The sequence below is a fragment of the Leucobacter shiyiweii genome (assembly GCF_052446065.1).
Taxonomy (GTDB): domain Bacteria; phylum Actinomycetota; class Actinomycetes; order Actinomycetales; family Microbacteriaceae; genus Leucobacter.
The window spans coordinates 2,497,068-2,513,737 of the sequence record NZ_CM127080.1 but is presented as its reverse complement, the minus strand read 5'-3'; the positions used below and the strand labels follow the sequence as shown (position 1 = coordinate 2,513,737).

Genomic DNA, 16,670 nt, shown 5'->3' with positions numbered 1-16,670 from the left:
TCAGCCCCGGCTCAACGATTCGGCAGCAGGCTGCGGATCCCCATCGGGCATGACAAACCACGTGGCCACGGCGGTCGTAACTGGCACCGCCAGAACGAGCCCGACGCTGCCACACAGGGTGCGAACCACCTCTGTCACGATGTCTTCGCGGGTCAAGAGGGCGAGCATCGGAACATTAAGTAAGTACAACAGGATGAGCACGCTCAACGCAGCCCCGACGTATGCGAACACGACCGTGTAGACCGTGGAAGCAATATGATCACGCCCAATTCGCATCGCGCTCAAATAGAGCTCACGTCTGGTTAAGTGCGGGGCCGCAGCGCGGAGTTCCCACACGGATGACGCTTGCGCGATGGTGATATCGTTCAAGACCCCTAGCCCGGCAATGAGGATTGAACAGGTCAGGAACCCGCGAAGATCAATGTCGGTAGCGAGTCCAGACAGCACCCCAGATGCCTCGTCGCCCACGCCACTGAGTCGTGTGGCTGAGACTGCAATCATGGAGATCCCGCTCACAAACAGGATCCCGAAAAGTGTGCCCACCAGTGCAGCGGCGGTGCGCATATTCGGACCGTGCACGAAGAAGAGGGTCACGAACATGATCGTGATGGAGCCCACCATTCCGATCAGAAGCCCCGGTCCGCCTGCAACGAGCCCCGGCAAGACAAAGAACGCCAGCACCCCGCCACTCACTCCGAGCGCTGCGAGTGCAAAAACGCCTCGCCACCTACCGACTGCAATCACGACTCCCGCAAAAAGCAGGCCTAGAAGAACCAGAGGCATGGTGCGATCGACACCGGCGAGCGCGTAGTCCATCGTTGGCCCAGACGGCAGGGGTGCGGAGTCAGCTCCTTCGGGCACGAACCGCTCAGTTGCGACTAGCTCGACGGTGTCACCGGATCTGACTCCAGCGTTGGCCAAGGGCCCAGCAACTTGCACCGTCACCAAACGACCGGCATCAACCCCACTCAGGAGTCCCACTCGCATGTCCACACAATTCGATGCAGAGACTTCGTTCGCATTCGGGTTGGAAGATGAGGCTCTGGAGGGGGCGTCCGCCTCACCCTCATTGCATGTCTCCTGAACACTGAGCACTTCCCCGCGGACCGTCGTCACTCCCCCACCGAGTGGTTCCGCTCTCTCCAACATTTCGTCAACCAGAGCCGGATTGGGCCAGAGCGAAATCAGCCCGAACACGGTGGCAACCGCCACTCCGAGGAGCACAATAATACTGCCCCGTTTCACCCGACGAGACAACGAGACATGCGCGTGAACCGAGGTGGAATGGCGGTGAGCACCCGTGAAGTGCTCACCGCCCTGACGGTGGGGGTCGCGATCCACCGGCATTTGCCTACGAGGTTCCTGACGCATCTTGGCACGCCACTGACTGAGCATGATTATCAATATATATTGCAATGCAGGCCAGGTCCGACCGCCCAGCCCCGCGAAAGTTGCCGTTATTGTGCGGCACATTTCGGATGACTGTGCGCAACCAACGTGAGCGCTTGAAGGCCACGACCGCCCAGGACAGGGGGATACGCGGCGCACCGGGCTTACCGAGGGGCGAGTTCGCCCTCGGCGTCGTACAGGAAATCGCCGCCCACCATGGTGGCTCGCACCTGCACGTCACGGATGCGCTCAGGGGCGACCCCGTCGAGAGGATCCGACAGCACAACGAGATCGGCAAGTTTTCCCCGTGCCAGCATGCCCTTCTCGTTCTCCTGGTGCACCGCAAACGCCGAGCCGTGGGTATAGGCGCGGAGTGCCTGCGCAGGAGTCAGCGCTTCGTGCAGGGCAATGGGCAGCCCAGAAGAGGAACGACGGTTGACCATGTCGTGAATGCTGAGGATTGCCTCTCCGGGCACCACTGGGGCATCGGTTGATCCAGGCAGCTCGACCCCCGCGTCGACGAAGCTCCGCATTCGGTAGACCTTATCGAGTCGTTCCTCGCCCAGCGCAGAAGCAAACCCGTCGCCGAGTGCCGAGATAAATCGACCTTGGGGAACAGGAATGTGACCCCCGGCCGCGATGCGTGCGAGTTGGGCGTCGGACGCGATCGCAACGTGCTCGATTCTGTGCCGTGCGTCAACTCGAGGGAGGAGACGTTGTCCCTCGGCGAACCCGTCGAGAACCACGTCGAGCGTGCGATCGCCGATCGCGTGCGCCGCGATCTGCCAACCGTTCACGTGCGCCGCGACAAGCATGCGCTGCAATTCATCTTGCTCCCACTGCAAGAAGCCGGCATTGCCAGGGTCATCGCTGTAGTCGCAACACATCGCCGCCGTGCGGCCAATCAGCGAACCGTCGCTGATCACCTTCACCGGCCCCAAACGCAGCCACTCGTCACCGAGCCCCGAACGAATCCCGAGATCGATACCCCAGCCGTCGAACCCGCCGCCCAGGGCGCCGAGGGAGTGCATCGCGTCGATGTAGGGCATTACGGTGAGGCGGGTGCGTAATTTGCCGCCCTCGCGCGCAGCCTGGAAGGCGCGAAGGTCGGCCGGGCCATGGCCGATCATCTGCCCACCAATGCCAGGCTCCGTCGCGCTCGTGATGCCCTGACTGAGACACCAGTGCGACGCGGCTTCAAGGGCCGCGACAATATTGTCCTGCGGAACCGGCTTCAGCACGTGCGAGACGAGGGTCATGGCCTGCTCCTGAAGCAGGCCGCTCACGCTACCGTCAGCCCGCCGAACAACGTCACCTCCCGCGGGAGATACCAGGTCGTCAGGCCGCTGGTACCCCGCGCGCGCAAACGCTGCGGTGTTCGCCACCGCCATGTGATGGGAGTTGTGTACGAGGTACACCGGGCGACCGGCGGCGATCCGGTCGAGCACCTCGCGGTCGGGGTGCGCGCCAAGCACGTTCTGGTCGTAACCGTGCCCGAGCACCCATTCGTGCTCGCCGAGAGTGCGCGCGAACTTTTCGACGAGTCCGTAGAGCGCGTCGAGGGTCGGCGCTCGGTCAGGTGACAGATCAAGCTGCGTCATTTCCATCCCCACCATGGAGAAATGGAAGTGAGCATCGTTGAATCCCGGCACGACGGGCGCTCCGCCCAGATCGATAACAGTGTCTGCGACGACACCGTCGAGCTCCTCGTCGAGACCGACCACCCGGCCTCCCAGCACCCCGATTCGTTCCGCCGTTGGGCGAAGGGGATCCACAGTGGTGATGTGGGCGTTATGAATAATGGTGTCGATACGCATGGGCCGCTCTCCTGTTGCGAATTGCTGACGTGCTCTGAATAGTGGATCCGGGGGTGCGGTGCCCGCACCCCCTCGCGCGACTACCCCGCGTCTTCGAGACGCTGCGTGCGCTCGCGTGCAGCGGAGAACCCGGTGACCGAGGCAAGCGCAACAACGCCACCAATGGTGATTGCAATGATGAAGACCTGGAATCCGGCGACCCCCGGCCACCCCGAGCTGTTGAGGAAGGCCTGAGCGAGCAACGGAGTCGTACCGCCGAGCAGCGTCGACGACGCCTGGTACGCAAATGACACACCGGTATAACGCACCTCAGTGGGGAAGGCCTGCGCCAGGAACCCGGCAAGCACGGCGTAGTAGCCGCTGCCAAACACAGTGGCGAGAATGAGCGCTGCGCCGATTGCGAAAATATTCGCGGTGTTTACCAACCAGAACATCGGCAACACGAACATGGCCGATGCTGCGAGCGTGATGGTCATAAAACGGGTGGTGCCGATTTTTTCGGCAATGCGTGCTGCCACGGGCTGCCAAATGAACTGCGCGATGGCGTTAATGAGGAGGACGTTCAGCATCACCGACCGCTCAATTCCCAGTTGGGTCGTGGCGTAGGCCAACATGAATGCGCTGATGAAGTAGGCCATACCGATGCCGAGGGCGCTGGCAAAGATTCCGGCGATCACGGCTTTCCAGTGGTGCTTCATGAGTTCCGCCATGGGCACCTTAACTTCACGCTTCTGCGCTTTCGTCTCGACAAACTCGGGTGATTCTTCGAGTCGCACGCGAATGACCAATCCGATGATGACGAGCACCGCCGAAAAGAGGAATGGCACCCGCCATCCCCAGGCGATGAACTGGTCGCTCGGCAGGAGTGCCGCAAGGGCGAATGCCGCGGTCGCCAGGATGTTTCCGGCAGGGGATCCCTGCTGCACCCACATGCCTCCGCGCACCGCGGTGCTCTTGGTTCCCGCTTCCGAAGCAAGCAGCACAGCGCCGCCCCACTCGCCGCCGACGGCGAAGCCCTGAAGGGCGCGGAAGAAAACGAGGAGCACGGGTGCCATCACGCCGATGGTGTCTGCGCCGGGCAGAATCCCGATACAGAAGGTCGCGACACCCATGATGAGAAGGGTTGCAACCAGGGTGTTCTTGCGACCGATCTTGTCGCCGAAATGACCAAAGACAATCCCGCCAATTGGGCGAGCGAGGAAGCCTGCCCAGAAGGTCGCGAAGGAAAGCAAGAGTGCGGTGCCCGTGCTCGCCTCGGGGAAAAACACCGGCCCGAAGGCGAGTGCCGCCGCAGTGCTGTAGATGAAGAAGTCGTACCACTCGACGGTGGTGCCGAGGAATGCTGCAATTCGAGCCTTCTTCGCTTGGGCTTCGCGCGGATGCGCGGTGATGGTCGCTGACATGTGCTGCTCCGTTGTAGTCGTGATGTCAAGTGTCAGTGATCAATACTCGGGGAAACTTATCATGCCGTCCAATACTCTTTAGGTACACTTTCTATGCTTTGGAGGCATGCCGTGGAACTCCGTGTCATCCGCTACTTTCTCGCTGCAGCCGAAGCTGGCACCGTTACCGGAGGCGCCGAGCTCGTGCGCGTTTCACAGCCAGCGGTCTCGCGACAACTCGCCGCTCTTGAACGCGAGCTCGGAGTGCAGCTATTTGATCGGGGCCACGGAGCCCTGAAGCTCACCCACGCCGGGCGGCGGTTTGCGGTAATGGCAAACGACATCGTGCAGCGCAGTGAAGCGGCACGAGCCTTTGTTGATCCTGGTCACGTGCAGGATTTGAGGTTCACCGTCGTCGCCCAGCACACCACAATGTTGCACACGCTTGCACCGTTCACTGCGGCACGCGGAGCCGCCCACCCGGTGATCGACGTCATCGACAGTGCGCCCGCGCGCGTCTTCGACACCGCGTTGAGGCAGGGGGCCGACATCGGCGTGTCAACGATTCCACCCCCTGCAGGATGGGCAGGAAGGCGCCTCATAGAGGTTGATGTGATGGCGTTTGTGCCGCCGGGACACCCGCTCGTGCGCGCGCAGAGTATCGAAATGCGTGAGCTGACGACGTATCCCCTGATCCTGATGGATCGATCCCACAATGCCAGGATGCGGTTCGACTCAGCGCTAGTCGAGGCGGAAATACCGCTGGCCGCCCACATCGAGATGAACTCTGCTCCCATGGCACTCGGGCATGCCGCCTCTGGGAGAGGAGTGGCGGTGCTCACCGGAGCCGGGATGTTTGGCCTTGAGGCGATCCCCGTGCTCCTTGACGGTTCACGACTGTGCATTTCGCTCTACGCAGGGTGGGATCCGACTCACTATGCCGCCGACACCATCGAACGCTGGGTTGATGACTACCAATCCTGGCTCCCGACGGTGACGGGGCACGAGGGCTCCGCGTGAGCCGACCGTTCGAGCAAACCGACGCGCTGGGAGTGCCCTCGGTAAGCTGGCAGTCGGTTACCGCACGGTCCGGTGCAATCGTGAGGCATGGCGAACCGTTGAAACGCCGCTATTGAGCGAGGTGAGTGTCAGTGTCTTCAGAACCCGATACTGCAGCGGCCGTCACCTGGACGCACCTCGGGGCGCGGCATACCGCCACTTGGTGGTCTACAAACGACCGGCCAGCCCCCAAAGACCTGGTCGTGGTCGACGACCGCCTCACCGCGGCGCAGGCGGTCAGATATGCGGCCCAGGGCACCGCAATGCTGTGGCTCGGCGACTTTCCCAACGCAAAACAGATACTGAGCGCAATAGATCGACGCTTGGCAAAAGGCGGACGGGGAACGGCGACCCGGCCGGCCACGTCTGATGCTGATGAGTTCTACCGGATCCGCCAGGCCAGAGCCCAACGGTCTCGGATGATGTCATTAATACTGGTGCCCCTCACGTTTGACGAGGCGACAGGGGTTGCGACGCTCCCCCTGCCACGGGCTCCCAAAGTCGGTGCGGCGGTGGATTTCGGGTACGGGCAGCAACGCGGTTTCGGCGCAGGTCGAGCGGTGGTCAGCTTGCAGGAGCTGACCGGTGCACTGAGCGCCTATCAGTGGTTTCTGACCGGGGTTGATGTACCCGTTCTAGGCGCCAAGATCCATCCTCACTACGGAACGTTCATGCCCACCCGGCACGAATATGTGGATCTCGTTGCCGGGGCACCTCTGCACGATCGACGCCTCGCGTTCGACATTGGCACTGGCACTGGGGTGCTGGCCGCGGTGCTCGCACACCGCGGTGTGGAGAAGGTCGTGGGCACCGACATTCACCAGCGCGCGGTGGACTGCGCGAACGACAACTTCGCCCGACTGGGCATCGAGGATTCTGCCGAGGCGCAACTGGCCGACATGTTCCCAGAGGGGAGGGCGCCACTGATTGTCTGCAACCCTCCCTGGCTGCCCGGCAGTGCCACGACCACGCTCGATGCGGCCATTTACGATCCCGGCAGCAAGATGCTGCTGCAATTCCTGGCCGGGCTCCCCCACCACCTCAGCGAGAACGGGGAAGGCTGGTTGGTCATCTCCGACCTTGCCGAACTTCTGGGCCTGCGCAGCCGACAGATGCTCCTCGACGCAATTGACGCTGCGGGGCTTCGCGTGATCGACCGGCTCGACACGACACCTACCCACGGCCGCGCGAACGACAGCTCCGACATTCTCCACGCTGCACGTTCGCGGGAGGTCACCTCGCTCTGGAGGCTGCAGAGGAAACAATCGGCCAGCTCGAGCGCGCCTTCGACTTTTCGGCCCGCCCTGAATCACCCGGGCACAGCTGAAGCCCCTGATTAGACTGAGTCTCAGATCGGGGTGCAGGGGTTCCCGATTCGACCACACGAACTGGCATCCCTTTCGGAGGTTCTATGTCCTCGCAACAGATCACACGTCGCACGGTTTTCAGCGGTCTCGGGGCGGGCATCGGAGCCCTCGCCCTCGGCACGCTGGCAGGTTGTAGCCGATCCACACCGACTGAACCCGGTGGCCTGTCGGCCCTCGCGTACCAGCTTTCATGGACCCATTCAGTGCAATTCGGTGGCACATATTTGGCACAGGATCGCGGTTTCTTCAGCGATCAGGGCCTCGAAGTCACCCTCGCTGCCGGCGGGCCCAACGTCGCTGGGGATGCCAGCACGGTGAGCGGCGCAGCGCTCGTGAACATCTCTGCCGCCGACGGAGTCGCCAGGTCTAACGCCGAGGGCGCAGACCTCGTCATCGTGGGCGCTCAATACCAGAAGAGCGCAGCCACGATCCTGTCTCTTGCGGGCGAACCAATCACCAGCCCGGAAGACCTGCAGGGCAAGAAGATCGGGGTCGCGAGCGCAAACAATCCGGCCCTCACCGCGTTCCTGTCGATCAACGGGATATCTCCAGAGCAGGTGGAATTTGTTCCCAGTCAGTACGACCCAGCCGTGCTGACCGCGGGACAAGTGGATGGACTTTACTGTTTCTACAACGATCTGCCGGTCGCGTTAGCGGTGCAAGGCATCGACGCATACTCGATGCTGCTCGCGGACTTCGGGTACAACCCCATGAGTCAGACCTACACCGTTCTGCGCTCCAGCCTGCAAGACGAGGCGACACGCGACCAGCTCGTGCGGTTGCTGCGTGCCGACGCGCAGGGCTGGCAGCTGTACCAGACTGATCCGCAAGCTGCCGCCGATCTCACCGTGCAGATGTTCCCCGACGCGGGGCTCGATCTCGCGACCCAGCAGGAGCAGGCAGAGGTGCAGCTGGACATCATGTTCTCCGAGACGACCGACGAGTTCGGCTTCGGGTGGTTCACCGACGAGCAGATACAGGAGAACCTCGGGCTATTCGAGCTGCTCGGCATCGACGGCGGCACCGAACAGCTCTGGGATCGCACGCTGCTGGAAGAGGTATATCGGGACGGACCAATCGCGTGACGATCGCGATCGGCGAACGCGCCGCCCCTCAGATCGTTTGCGCGAACGTCGCCAAGACTTTCGCGGGAGCGGAGGGGCCGCTCAACGTGCTCGAGCCACTCGATCTCACCCTCGAAGCCGGTTCTGTAACCGCCCTGGTTGGGCCCTCCGGTTGTGGCAAGTCGACCCTGCTACGCATCATCGCGGGGCTCGAGCAGCCAGACCCGGGCGGCTCGGTCAGCATCGGGAGCGACGATCCGAAGACGGTGCGGGCACGCGGTGAGCTCGCGATCGCATTCCAGGATGCGTCACTATTGCCCTGGCGAACGACGGCACAAAACGTGGCGCTTGCGCAGAAACTGGCAAGACAACCAGTGGATCACGATCGAATTGCCGCGCTTCTGACCACCGTAGGGCTCGCAGGCTTCGAAGACGCTCGGCCATCGCAGCTATCCGGCGGCATGCGTCAACGCGCGGCGATCGCGCGATGTCTTATCACGGAACCGGGGCTTCTGCTTCTCGACGAGCCGTTTGGTGCCGTCGACGAACTCACCCGTCGTCGGCTCAACATTGAGCTTCCGCCGCTTTGGTCGGGCACCGGCACCACCACACTTCTGGTGACGCACTCCATCACTGAGGCGGTCCTGCTGGCGGATCGCGTGCTCGTGATGTCGCAAAGGCCTGGTCGTGTGATCGCCGACCTCAGGGTTGATCTCGAGCGCCCGCGCCGGATGGAACACCTGCACAGCCATGTCTTCGAGTCACTCGTCAGTCAGATTGGCCGTCTGCTCGGTATCGAGGATTCACGCCCGGTCGAGGTCGGCGCAGGCGAGCCCCACGAAGTCAACCAGATCGACGCCCGCGACCCCGGCAGCAGCAACGCCCACACCGCCCAGGTCTAGCCCATGGTCGTGAAGGAATTGCCGAGCGTGGAGCCGGGATCCACCACGGATTCATCCGCGGCACCCAGTCGCAGCCGCCCTCGAAGCCGCAGCGCGACGGTGCTGCGCGTCGCCGCCGGATGGCTGCTCGTGATTGGGCTATGGGAGCTGATCGGGCGCACGCTCCTGGCTGGCAGCTATCTCATCGGGGTGCCTTCGGGCATCGTCACCAAGCTCATCGAAAATGCTGGCGTGTACAGTCGCGGCCTGGGTTTTACCACCATCGAAGCGATCGCCGGCTACCTGCTCGGCAATCTGGCTGCGGTGGTCCTTGCTGTGGTGGTGGTGCTGCTCCCGGGCCTCGAGCGATTGGTATTGCGGATTGCGCTCGTGGTCTATTGCCTTCCACTGGTCGCGCTGGGTCCGCTGCTGCGACTCACCTATGGCCCAGGTGATGGGCCGCAGATCACCCTGGCGGCTTTGGCGGTCTTCTACCTCACCCTGGTGCCGCTGCTCGTGGGATTCCGTGCGATGCCGCGCACATGGCTGGAGCTGACGGCCACGTATGGGCGGGGTCGCTGGACGACGCTTGTCACGGTGCGCGCGCGTGCAGCGCTGCCGTATCTGATGGCGGGGCTGCAGGTTTCGGTGCCCGCGGCCTTCCTGGGGGCCCTCGTTGGCGAATTCACCGGCGCCGAGCGGGGCCTGGGAGTGCTCTCGATCCTCGCGATGCGCAGCCTCGACACGGATGGTTTGTGGGCGTTGATGTTCCTCAGCACGGTGGTATCCCTCCTCGGCTACGGGCTTATCTCCCTCCTCGCGCGTCGTGTGACCACTGAGCAGCCCACGGTGCTGCTCACTCCCCCAGCAGGCGGCACGATGACGTCTGCCCGGCAGCGCCTCCTGCGAAGCGTCGGAGGATCAGCGGCGACGGTGGCCATCGTCTTGGCGCTGTGGGTCGCGCTCTTCGAGGCGTTCAGACTGAATCCCTTCTTCGCTAAGCGTCCATGGGATGTGTGGGAGTGGCTCGTCTCTTCACCGACCGCGGCGGAGCATCGCGCTGTGCTGTTCGAAGCACTCGGGCAGACGGCGGCGGTGACGGTGCCCGGATACTTCTCCGGGCTCTTATTGGGAGTGCTGCTCGCGGCGACGTTCACGCTCTCTGCCAGAGTGAGTTTTGCACTCACACCAGTGGCGGTCGCCCTGCGCTGTGTGCCCATTATCGGCCTGGCCCCATTACTCGTCGCTGCGCTCGGACGCGGAGCTTTCGGAACCGCGGCGGTGGTCGCCATCATGACGTTCTTCCCGACGCTGGTGTCGTGCCTGTACGGGCTGCGCCAGCTCCCCGGCCAGGTCGCCGACGTCTTCCAGACCTACGCGACGCCCCCCACCCGGGTGCTGCTGCTCGGGCGTCTCCCCGCGATGGCGCCGGCGTTCTTTGCCGCGGCCCGCATCGCTGCCCCAACGGCGGTACTCGCTGCGACCGTCGCCGAGTGGTTGGCAACGGGGAGTGGGCTGGGCAACCTGATGGCGGTCGATGCGGCCACCAGCCAATACACGTCGCTATGGGCCACAGTGGTCGTCGTCACGCTGCTCTCGCTAGTCGCTTACATGATTATAGAGTGGATCGAAGCCCGCGTTCTCGCCGTGCTCGCGCCCGAGCAGATGCGCTGGTGAGCACAGCGGTCTCCCCCACGAACGCAAGCTTCTGCGCGACGGCAGGCTGATCCGCCAATATCAGCGCTCGAGGGCCGCTGCCACGATTTGTGCGGTGCCGTGCCAGGTGGGGAGTGCCTCCCGACGGGTGAGGGCCTCACGGCGCCAACGCTCCTGCATCGGAGAATCCGTGCACCAGGTGCGGATCTCTCGCGCGAGCGCACTGGGGTCGCCGGGCGGAAACTTCCCACCCGCTCCGAGCTGCGCCTCGGCGGCACCGGTGCCCGTTGGCACGATCGAGGGAATGCCGCGGGCCAGGGCTTCGGTGACCACCATTCCGTAGGCCTCGCTGCGTGCCGTATGCACCAGCAGGTCGGTCCGGTTCCAGATCGATTCCAGCGCTGTACCCGTGCGCGCGCCCGCCACCTCGACTCGGTCGGTGAGGCCGAGCTCGGCGATCCACCCCCGAATTTCTTCACTGAGGCCGGGATCGATTGTGTCCGGGCCCACCAGTTGCGCAGTCCAGTCGAGATCTCGTACGGATACGAGCGCCTCGATGAGAGAGACAGGATCCTTCGTATGGGTGACTCGCCCCAACCACAGCAGATGGGGCGCCTTCCCGCTGCGCAGGGAGCCGGGCGAAAGCTGTGCTGGATCGACACCCGGCACGGCGACGATCACATCGCCGCGACCGTACCGTTGAGCCACCTCGTTCGCCGTCCACTCGCTGGTGGCGATAACGGTGCTTGCTGCGGCAACGGCCGCCGCCTCATCGGTCGCGACTTGCTGGCGAAGGGCTGACGCGACCCCACGTTCGTCAGCTGCGAAGTAGTGCATGAGCATGGTGATGCGTCGACCATTCTGGGTAGCGGCGCGAAGTGTCTCGGGGGCCGCCGAACCGAGAATATTGTCGATGAGCCAGTGCCGTTCGTCGGCCGCCGCCTCTCCGACCATCAGATCTTGGAGTCTCTCGCGATCGTGAGCACTGGGAAACGGCCAGGATCCAGCGACTGGATACTCGCGCACGTCGAGGCCGGCCGTCCGCAGGCACCCGGTCAGTGTGTCGTCGTACCTATTGCCGCCGCTCGGAACATCGCTGTGCCAGCGCACGAATGCGATGCGATGCGTCATGGCGAAAGACTCTGTTTAGCGGACGAGCGGATTGTGGCCAGCCGCGATCCGCTCGTTCTCTCGCACCGGGCCAGGCGGAGTGCCGTCGCCAAACGGCTCTCCGCCCAGTTTCTCTCGACCATGAGGTTCGAGCCAGCTCGCGAGATCTGGCCCGGCCGGCACAATCTGAGTCGGATTAATGTCGGTGTGCGTGATGTAGTAGTGCTGTTTGATCTGCACAAAGTCGATCGTGTCGCCGAAGCCCGGTGTCTGAAAGAGCTCTCGCGCGTAGGCCCAGAGGTTTTCCATTTCAGAGAGCCGATTGCGGTTCGCCTTGAAGTGCCCGTGATAAACGGGATCGAAGCGAACGAGCGTCGTGAAGAGGCGCACGTCGGCCTCGGTGATGCTGCCACCCATGAGAAAGCGCCGTGTGGCGAGGCGATCCTCGAGCCAATCGAGAGCCGACCACAGGCGGTCATACGCGGCATCATAGGCCTCCTGCGAACCGGCGAATCCGCACCGGTACACTCCATTGTTTACTTCCGTGAAGACGCGTTCGATGATGGGCCACATCTCGTCGAGCTCCTCTTCGGGCAGCAGATTTGGCGCACCCTCGCGGTGGAACTCTCGCCACTCGGTCGAAAAATCGAGCGTTATCTGCGGGTAGTTGTTTGTGACGACTCCGCCAGTAGGAATATCGACCAGCGCCGGCACCGTAATGCCACGCGGATAACCCGGGAAGCGGGCGAAGTAGTTCTCTTGCAGTCGTTCGGTGCCGAGCACGGGGTCGCGGTGACCGGAATCAAGGTCGAAAGTCCAGGATCGCACGTCGTGCACAGGGCCGGGACGTCCGAGCGAGATGACCTCTTCGAGGCCCAGCAGCCGCCGCACGATGACCGTACGGTTGGCCCAGGGGCAGGCGTTTGCCGCGATGAGCCGATACCGACCCGGCTCGACCGGCCACGCCTCGGCACCCTTACTCAGTCCGTACCCGAGCGAGCCGACCTTCGACTTCGGGGGCTCGGCAAGCGCGCGAACGGCATCGGGATCGGCAACGATGCGATCCTCAATGTAATTCGTGTCGCGGTCAAACTCGGCCCCGCTTTTCACGTACGCACCCTTGGTCGAGAACTCTTCGCTCGCCTCGTTTGTCGCGCTGGTGTTTGCCGTGCTCGCCATGTGTCAGCCCCCGCCTGGATAAGGTGTGCCCTGGCCCTCGAGTCTACGACGGTACACCCAGCACGCAGTGGATCAGCGCTTCGTGGCACGCTTCGCGCGCGTCAGGCATCCACATGCCTCTCCCGCACGCGACCGACGAGGCCTCTGAGATAGCCCGCGTACCCCCCTGGCGTACGACCGTCGAGGCGCGCGGAGGTGATCACCTCCGCCTCATCGCTCGCCGCACGTGGGTGGTGGCTGAGCCGGGCAGCGAGGTCGACATCTTCATGCTCGGGCAGGGCCCGGTAGCCCCCGACTTCGAGGTAGGCCGACGCGCGAATGCCCAGGTTGGCCCCGTGAATGTGGCCGTTCGGCCGCCCCTTCACGTGCGTCCGCTCCCATTCCCGCTGGAGGTATTCCGGGTATTCCGCCGGATCAGGGCGCACCGTTCCCACGACGACGTCATAGCCCGCTTCTGCGAACCCGAGCTGAACGGTGAACCAGTTCTCCGGGACGACCGAATCCGCGTCTGTGTTTGCCAACCAGACTTCTTCCGTAGGCAGTTTCACTCCGAGAAGGGCGTGCCGCGCGGCGATACCTCGGGCAGCACCAACGTTCGAGCAATCAACCTCAAGCACGTCGACGCCCCCGCACTTTAGCGCGCGAGCGGCGGTGCCATCGCGGCACCCGTCGGCCACGAGCGTGATCGATACGGGCACCGGGCACGCGCGCTTCGCGGCCAAGACCGAACTGAGGCAGCGTTCTACGCGATCCTGCTCGTCGCGGGCCGGAATCAGAACAGCAATATGGCGGATCATGCCAGGCCCTCTCGTTGTGCCAAAGACCGCGGGTCCTTACTGAATACCTCTAGGACAAAGTCCTCCTCGAGATGATGGGCGAGACGCGTCCATTCGAGTTCTGCAATCGCGGCGTGTACCTGATCACCGCTCAACGGGTAGTCATCGACCGGATGCCGCCAGTGGCACGCAATCAGCACGCCCTCGGGCGTCAGGCTCTCAAACATCTTCTTCGTCGTGGCTCGCAGGTCTTCGGCGTTCCAGTAGTAGCCGACCTCAGAGAGCACAATCAGGTCGAACTCGCCCCCGGGAAACTCCTTCACAACGTCCTGCACGCGGATTTCCGCCCCCGACAGCCCCAGCTCTCGGGCCTGTTCGGCGGCCCTTGCGGAAATATCGAGTGCGAGCAGGCTTTCGCAGCGCGGGGCAAGCAACTCCGTGAGCACCCCGATGGAACATCCCACCTCCAACCCGCGCTCGAACCGCTCCTCTGGCAGAACCGCAATCGTGATGCGCCGCTTGCGCTCCTCGTACCAGCGGGTGCGAAACCGCCAGGGGTCTTCCGACTTCTCATAGAGTGCGTCGAAGTATTCGCGGTCAGGGGTGTGATCGCCGGTCATAAAAAACTCCTGGCCGCGGGCGAAATGCTCGAGAAAGTCGGGTCGCAGAATCGGTTGCGTTCCGGTGATCTGAGAGGCAAAGCTCTCGATGGCCCTTGACTTGGTCTTTACGTCAATATCGAGCGCTCGCATTCGCTCCCACGGCAGGTCATCGTGATCGGGTGTTGCCCAGTGCCACATCCAGATGGGGTATTCCAGTAACGTCCGGTCGCCGACCAATTCTGCAGCCACCTCTCCGACGACACGATGATCCCGGTGCCCGTCTCCTCGCCACGGCGCCGCGATCGCCGACCGGGGCGACACATCTCGCAGGCGTCCCGCCAGTTCCGTGCGGATGTCGTCTCGATACTGATCGGTCTTCCCATCGGGGAAGCCAAGCATCTCCAAGGTCGAACCGGGTGCAAGCTGGTGGATCGCCGACGCAAGCTCCGCAGCTCTCGCCTCCGCGAGCCTCGGTTCTGTGGGGTGAGAGGCGGCGCCATCAGTGACGCACAGGACCCGAACGGGAACCTCCAAATCGTGGCACATCGCGATCAGCCCACCAGCCCCGAGGGTCTCATCGTCGGGATGCGCCGCGATCACCACGAGTTCGTCGAAGGCCGCAATGCGAAGTGCGGGGCGACTGTGCAACCGCGGATCCACACTCCATTCACGCGCCGGCGTCCCGGCCTCTGCCGCGTCAAAGGTCACCACGGCGCGCCCTCCTTCCGAGCGAGGAGGGCGCCCAGGGACTCCTCGTCGCGCTCGGCGTGGTGCTGGCGGAGGTACAACTGCAGGTCGGCGACCCGCTTGGCATGGGTCGCGTCGATCGCCAGCGGGCCCGGGCCGAGGGCTCGGCCGGCTCGGGCAAGGACCTCTTCGCACGTTAGCGCGACGATACCTCGAACGCGTTTTGCGAGTAACCTGCCGCCGCTCGCGCGTGCGTCCACCTGGTGTGCGGCATCCGCGAGCGCGATGCGAGAGGCATGGAGCAGCGTGTCCATGGCCCCGAGATGCGCGAGCACGTGAGGAGACGGTGCGCGCCGGGCCGCCGCAAACACGGTGCGCGCGACGCCAACGGCACCCCCGAACCAGCACGCAGCCACTCCGATACCGCCCCAGGAGAACCCCGGACGGGTGAGGTACCACTCTGGCCCCCCAACGGGTTCTGCCGCGACTCGCACGAAGGTAACCGGTCCACTCGGAATCTCGGTCAAGCCACGAGCGTGCCAGGTGCCGTTCTCCACGTGCACGCCCGGATCAGAGAGGTCGACCGAGAAGAGGCGCGATTCACCAGCCTGCGTGCCCCGAGGTCGCGGGCAAATTGCAGCGCGGCCGCCACCGTGTCACTCCCGGTGGTGCCAAAGTCGCTGGCATCACCGAGGCTGCCAAACGCAGCCTCGAAAGCCAGTCTGGAAGACCCAGAATTTTCCGCGTGCTCCCCGCCCACAGGCGCGAGGTGGTCTCCGGATTCCCCTGCAGGACTAACGGGCACATCGACCGGGCCGAAGGTGACCGCGCCACTCCAGATCAAACTCATAGTGCCAGTAGAGCTCATCTCTCCTCCCCGGGTCTACCGCTTGCGTCGCCCCGCTCGCATCATGTAGGCATGGGGTGGAGTTTGGATCCTTCGCCACCGAGGTTCATCCAGGCCTCCAGGCCAATCCTTGTCGCCAACCCGAGCATGAGAAAGGCGCGTCGTATGAGCGAACTCTTCGGTGATGAGTTGCTCCCTCGCCCCGCGGTGCAGTTACCCGCAGGGGCAAACTATGTACCAAGATGGCTCACCCTGAACCAGCAACGCTGGATAGTCGACCGGTTTCACGAGTGGACGCAGGGGCCAGTGCCCCTCCGCGCGGCACGGGTGCGCGGCCATGAGATGAGCGTGAAGACCGTGTGTCTGGGCTGGCACTGGCGACCCTATGCCTACTCCCGCGAGGCCGTAGATGTCAACGGGAATCGCGTGCTCGACCTGCCAGATTGGATGGTGAAGCTTGGTCGTCGGGCGCTTGTAGCGGCGGAAGGGGAGACGGCCGCAGTTGCCGAGTACACACCCGATACCGCGCTGGTGAACTACTACTCAGGTGCGGCGAAGATGGGCATGCATCAAGACAAAGACGAGCGATCACTCGCGCCGGTAGTGTCGCTCTCAATTGGTGACACCTGCCGGTTTCGCTTCGGAAACACGCAGACTCGCAACAGACCGTACCAAGACCTTGATCTCGGTTCGGGTGATTTGTTCGTGTTTGGGGGTCCATCCAGGCTCGCGTATCACGGTGTGCCCCAGGTCTATCCGGGCACCGCACCTCCGGGTTGTGGGCTGGAATCCGGTCGCATCAACATCACCCTGCGGATGACCGGGCTCGCCGATAGTTAAAACCTGCTCCCCGC

Annotated in this window: 15 protein-coding genes; 6 read left to right on the top strand and 9 right to left on the bottom strand. The window is 63.7% G+C overall.

Annotated features, from left to right (window positions below; translation table 11 throughout):
• From ACTNFJ_RS11675 to ACTNFJ_RS11665, 3 genes are all read right to left on the bottom strand, one after another.
• Positions 1-1,395 (bottom strand): YibE/F family protein, encoded by a 1,395-nt coding sequence (locus ACTNFJ_RS11675; RefSeq protein WP_435906443.1) that lies wholly within the window; start codon positions 1,393-1,395, stop codon positions 1-3.
• A 158-nt stretch (positions 1,396-1,553) separates the two neighbouring features.
• Positions 1,554-3,206, bottom strand: a complete 1,653-nt coding sequence (locus ACTNFJ_RS11670; RefSeq protein WP_435906442.1) for an amidohydrolase — start codon at positions 3,204-3,206, stop codon at positions 1,554-1,556.
• An 80-nt stretch (positions 3,207-3,286) separates the two neighbouring features.
• Positions 3,287-4,609, bottom strand: a complete 1,323-nt coding sequence (locus ACTNFJ_RS11665; protein WP_435906441.1) for an MFS transporter — start codon at positions 4,607-4,609, stop codon at positions 3,287-3,289.
• Positions 4,610-4,720: 111 nt separating this feature from the next.
• On the opposite strand from ACTNFJ_RS11665, the gene ACTNFJ_RS11660 reads away from it, so the two are divergent.
• From ACTNFJ_RS11660 to ACTNFJ_RS11640, 5 genes are all read left to right on the top strand, one after another.
• Positions 4,721-5,608, top strand: coding sequence for a LysR family transcriptional regulator (locus tag ACTNFJ_RS11660; protein WP_435906440.1), 888 nt, complete (start codon positions 4,721-4,723; stop codon positions 5,606-5,608).
• Between the two features lie 131 nt (positions 5,609-5,739).
• Complete coding sequence (locus ACTNFJ_RS11655) at positions 5,740-6,987, top strand: methyltransferase (RefSeq protein WP_435906439.1); 1,248 nt, start codon at positions 5,740-5,742, stop codon at positions 6,985-6,987.
• A 71-nt stretch (positions 6,988-7,058) separates the two neighbouring features.
• The gene (locus ACTNFJ_RS11650; RefSeq protein ID WP_435906438.1) at positions 7,059-8,099 is read left to right on the top strand and encodes an ABC transporter substrate-binding protein; all 1,041 of its coding nucleotides are present in this window, start codon (positions 7,059-7,061) and stop codon (positions 8,097-8,099) included.
• Positions 8,096-8,980 carry an ABC transporter ATP-binding protein gene (locus tag ACTNFJ_RS11645; RefSeq protein WP_435906437.1) on the top strand — a complete coding sequence of 295 codons (885 nt, stop codon included), beginning with the start codon at positions 8,096-8,098 and terminating at the stop codon, positions 8,978-8,980. Before ACTNFJ_RS11650 ends, ACTNFJ_RS11645 begins: the two co-directional genes overlap by 4 nt.
• 3 nt (positions 8,981-8,983) lie before the next feature.
• On the top strand, positions 8,984-10,636 hold the full coding sequence (locus tag ACTNFJ_RS11640) for an ABC transporter permease (protein ID WP_435906436.1): 1,653 nt from the start codon (positions 8,984-8,986) through the stop codon (positions 10,634-10,636).
• Between the two features lie 60 nt (positions 10,637-10,696).
• Here the strand turns inward: ACTNFJ_RS11640 and ACTNFJ_RS11635 are convergent, their stop codons facing one another.
• From ACTNFJ_RS11635 to ACTNFJ_RS11610, 6 genes are all read right to left on the bottom strand, one after another.
• Positions 10,697-11,746 (bottom strand): glycosyltransferase family 4 protein, encoded by a 1,050-nt coding sequence (locus tag ACTNFJ_RS11635; RefSeq protein WP_435906435.1) that lies wholly within the window; start codon positions 11,744-11,746, stop codon positions 10,697-10,699.
• Between the two features lie 15 nt (positions 11,747-11,761).
• Complete coding sequence (locus ACTNFJ_RS11630) at positions 11,762-12,904, bottom strand: glutathione S-transferase family protein (protein WP_435906434.1); 1,143 nt, start codon at positions 12,902-12,904, stop codon at positions 11,762-11,764.
• Between the two features lie 101 nt (positions 12,905-13,005).
• A complete protein-coding gene (locus tag ACTNFJ_RS11625; RefSeq protein ID WP_435906433.1) occupies positions 13,006-13,701 on the bottom strand; it encodes a glycosyltransferase family 2 protein in 696 nt (231 codons plus the stop codon).
• Positions 13,698-14,993: a PIG-L family deacetylase gene (locus ACTNFJ_RS11620; RefSeq protein WP_435906432.1), complete on the bottom strand. Its 1,296-nt coding sequence runs from the start codon at positions 14,991-14,993 to the stop codon at positions 13,698-13,700. Before ACTNFJ_RS11620 ends, ACTNFJ_RS11625 begins: the two co-directional genes overlap by 4 nt.
• Entirely contained in the window at positions 14,987-15,496 is a 510-nt protein-coding gene (locus ACTNFJ_RS11615; protein WP_435906431.1) for an acyl-CoA dehydrogenase family protein, read from the bottom strand. Before ACTNFJ_RS11615 ends, ACTNFJ_RS11620 begins: the two co-directional genes overlap by 7 nt.
• Positions 15,493-15,819: a hypothetical protein gene (locus tag ACTNFJ_RS11610; protein ID WP_435906430.1), complete on the bottom strand. Its 327-nt coding sequence runs from the start codon at positions 15,817-15,819 to the stop codon at positions 15,493-15,495. The genes ACTNFJ_RS11615 and ACTNFJ_RS11610 overlap by 4 nt, the downstream gene beginning before the upstream one ends.
• Before the next feature lie 162 nt (positions 15,820-15,981).
• Here ACTNFJ_RS11610 and ACTNFJ_RS11605 point away from each other — a divergent pair, with 162 nt between their 5' ends.
• Positions 15,982-16,656, top strand: a complete 675-nt coding sequence (locus ACTNFJ_RS11605; RefSeq protein WP_435906429.1) for an alpha-ketoglutarate-dependent dioxygenase AlkB family protein — start codon at positions 15,982-15,984, stop codon at positions 16,654-16,656.
• Positions 16,657-16,670: the final 14 nt, after the last annotated feature.